This window comes from Aquabacterium sp. UBA2148 (assembly GCF_002328915.1).
Classification (GTDB): Bacteria; Pseudomonadota; Gammaproteobacteria; order Burkholderiales; family Burkholderiaceae_C; genus Aquabacterium; species Aquabacterium parvum.
On record NZ_DCXA01000120.1, the window covers coordinates 1 to 3,607 of the forward strand.

Consider the following 3,607-nt stretch of genomic DNA (forward strand, 5'->3'; position numbering starts at 1 on the left):
CGCCGCAGGCCTGTCTCGACCTCATCGGCGAAGCGGCGCTGCTGGTCGGCCAGCGTGCTGGCGACGATGACGGCGTTGCCGATCGGGGTGTTGAGCTCGTGCGCCACGCCCGCGACCAGCGAGCCCAACCCGGCGAGCTTTTCCGAGCGCACGAGTTCGTCCTGGGTGCGATGCAGGTGATCGATGGCGGATTCGAGTTCCCGGGTGCGTTCGCTGACGCGCTGTTCCAGCTCTGCGTTGAGGGTCTGCAGCGCCTGCTGGGCTTGGCGCAATTCGGTCACATCGATGTAGCTGGTCAGGATGGCGTCGCCCACCAGGGCGCCACCCACGCGCATCGTGCGCACCTGGCCACTTTTGCAGGTCAGTTGCACCTGCGTTTGCTGCAACTCGCGGCCCTCGTGAACGACGCGACCGATGGCCTTGTTCCAGATGTCCTGCACGGCCTGGCGGTAGGTGGGATCAGGGTAGGCCTTTTGCCACCATTGCGACATGGTCGGCACGTCGTTGCGGTCGTAGCCCAGCACCTGGATCCATTGCCGGTTGAAGTCGATCAACTGCCCCTGCTGGGTGGTCAGGGCCAGGGGCACCGGCGCCAGCTCGAACAGGCGGCGGAACTGTTGCTCGCTGACCTGCAGCGCCTCGGCCGCACGCCGCGCCTGGGTGACGTCGCGCAACACCGCCACGAAGCGCGGCACCTGGCCTTCTCCGCGCTGGAACGCTGGCGCCAACGCCACCTCTGCCGTGAACGCCTCGCCTGAGCTGCGCAGGTGCTCCCACAAAAATCGCTGCGGCTCGCCGCCCAAGGCGCGTTCGATGTTGGCGTTGGCCAGGTCCTGCGATCGCCCGCCACCGGGCTGCAACTGCGGCGAGAGCGACGCGGGGTGGGCACCGATCAAGGCCGTGTGCGGCATGCCGAACATCCGCTCCGCCGCCGGGTTGCATTCGACAATGCGGCCGGCCTCCATCAACAGCACCGCGTCGTTGGTGTTCTCGACCATGGCGCGGTGCTCGCGCATTTGCTGGTTGACGCTTTGCGACTGCCTGCGCTGCTGCCGCGCGCGGCGCAGGTGCCACAGCGACGCGAGCCCTGCGCCCAGGCAGGCCGAAGCGACGAAGGGCACCCAGTTCATCGACACCCTTCCGGCGGCGCAGGGGGGCTGCTCCGTGAAACAGGCAGAACAGGCGGTTTCATGCTTGGGTGGACGATTGGTCGACCCAATATAGCTGCGACGGGCAGGCCCGTGCGCTGGGGGTTGCCAGTGGCCAGTGGGGCCAGTGCGGCGGCGGCGGCGGGGCCAGGGGTGCAACCGCTGCGCCAACGAAAAAGGCCCAGCACTGCTGCTGGGCCTTTGGTGATTTTTTGGTGGCGCTTCACGGATTCGAACCGCGGACCTGTGGATTATGATTCCATCGCTCTAACCGACTGAGCTAAAGCGCCATCAAGCCTTGAACTATACACCGAAATTCAAGCCGTTTGCAAGCCCCCGGCGCAATCCGGTCCGCGAGCGTGTGGCGAGCGCATCATGCCGCCTTGGCCCCCTTGAAAGTCTCTGGGCTGTCCCCATCTGCGCGCCGCTGGCGCAATGGCGGTCTTCCAACGCGCGCCCCGTCCAACCAACCTGCCCGCAGCCCCTGCAGGCGGGCTCTCACACTTGACATCCCATGAGCAAGCAAACCCTTTCCTTCCAGGCCGAAGTCAAGCAACTGCTGCACCTCGTCACCCACGCGCTGTACTCCAACAAGGAGATCTTCCTGCGCGAGCTGATCTCCAACGCCTCGGACGCCTGTGACAAGCTGCGCTTCGAAGCCCTCGACAACTCGGCGCTCTACGAAGACGCCCCCAGCCTCGACGTGCGCCTGATCGTCGACAAAGAGGCCCGCACGCTCACCATCCGCGACAACGGCATCGGCATGAGCGCGCAAGAGGCCATCGATCACCTCGGCACCATCGCCAAATCCGGCACCAAGGACTTCATGGGGCGCCTCTCGGGCGACCAGCAAAAGGACGCTCAGCTCATCGGCCAGTTCGGCGTGGGCTTCTACAGCGGCTACATCGTGGCCGACCGCATCACCGTCGAGTCCCGCCGCGCGGGCCTGAGCGCCGACGAAGGCGTGCGCTGGAGCAGCGAAGGCACCGGCGACTTCGAGGTCGATGCCATCACCAAGCCCACTCGCGGCACCGACATCATCCTGCACCTGCGCGAAGGCGAAGACGAGTACCTCACCGCCTGGAAGCTGCGCAGCATCGTCGGCAAGTACTCCGACCACATCTCCCTGCCCATCCTGATGCAAAAGCAAGAGTGGGACGCCGAGAAGGGCGAGCAGGTCACTCTGGACGAATGGGAAACCATCAACCAGGCAGCCGCGCTGTGGACGCGCAGCAAGTCCGACATCACCCCCGAGCAATACGCCGAGTTCTACAAGCAGCTCAGCCACGACAGCGAAGACCCGCTGGCCCACACCCACAACCGCGTCGAAGGCCGCAGCGAGTACACCCAGCTGCTCTACATCCCGGCCAAGGCCCCGTACGACCTGTGGAACCGCGACAAGAAGGGGGGCCTGAAGCTCTACGTCAAGCGCGTCTTCATCATGGACGACGCCGAAGCCCTGCTGCCCAGCTACCTGCGCTTCGTCAAGGGCGTGGTCGACTCGGCCGACCTGCCGCTCAACGTCAGCCGCGAGATCCTGCAGGAAAGCCGCGACGTCAAGGTCATCCGCGAAGGTTGCACCAAGCGCGTGCTGTCGATGCTCGAAGACCTGGCGGGCAACGAAGACCAGGCCAAGCGCGACCAGTACGCCTCCTTCTGGACGGAGTTCGGCCAGGTGCTCAAGGAAGGCATTGGCGAGGACTTTGCCAACCGTGACCGCATCGCCAAGCTGCTGCGCTTCGCTTCCACCGGCGTGGACGACGGCGCCACCCAGTCGGTGAGCCTGGCCGACTACATCGGGCGCATGAAGGAAGGCCAGGAAGGCATCTACGTCATCACCGCCGACACCCTGGCAGCCGCCAAGAACAGCCCGCAGCTCGAGCTCTTCAAGAAGAAGGGCATCGAGGTGCTGCTGCTGACCGACCGCGTCGACGAGTGGCTGCTCTCGCACCTGCACGAGTTCGAAGGCAAGCCGCTGCACAACGTCACCAAGGGCGCCGTGGACCTGGGCTCCCTGCAGGACGAGGCCGAAAAGAAGCAGGCCGAAGAAGCCGCCGAAGCCTTCAAGCCCGTGCTCGAGCGCCTGAAGACCGCACTGTCTGATCGCGCCAAGGACGTTCGCATCACCACCCGCCTGGTCGACTCGCCCGCCTGCCTGGTGACGGAAGACGGCGAGATCAGCGGCCACCTGGCGCGCCTGCTCAAACAAGCGGGCCAGGCCGCGCCCGAGGTCAAGCCCGTGCTCGAACTCAACCCGGAGCACGCGCTGGTCAAGAAGCTCGAAGCCAGCGAGCACTTCGACGAGTTGGCACACATCCTGTTCGATCAGGCCCTGCTGGCCGAAGGCGGTCAGCTCGACGACCCCGCTGCCTACGTTCGGCGCATCAACGCCCTGCTCGTGACGGCCGCCGTCTGACCAGGCAAGGCCCGCCGGGCGGCCTCAAGCCCGGAAACAAACC

The 3,607-nt window shown here is 65.7% G+C and carries 2 protein-coding genes and 1 tRNA gene; 1 reads left to right on the top strand and 2 read right to left on the bottom strand.

The window, feature by feature from the left end; translation table 11 throughout:
- Together B2W70_RS06565 and B2W70_RS06570 are read right to left on the bottom strand one after the other, a co-directional pair.
- A partial coding sequence (locus B2W70_RS06565; protein ID WP_286744007.1) for a PAS domain-containing sensor histidine kinase occupies window positions 1–1,130 on the bottom strand: 1,130 nt, incomplete at its 3' end.
- Window positions 1,131–1,361: 231 nt separating this feature from the next.
- Window positions 1,362–1,438: transfer RNA gene (locus B2W70_RS06570), tRNA-Met, on the bottom strand.
- A gap of 224 nt (window positions 1,439–1,662) precedes the next feature.
- On the opposite strand from B2W70_RS06570, the gene htpG reads away from it, so the two are divergent.
- Window positions 1,663–3,564: a molecular chaperone HtpG gene (htpG, locus tag B2W70_RS06575; RefSeq protein ID WP_286744009.1), complete on the top strand. Its 1,902-nt coding sequence runs from the start codon at window positions 1,663–1,665 to the stop codon at window positions 3,562–3,564.
- Window positions 3,565–3,607: the final 43 nt, after the last annotated feature.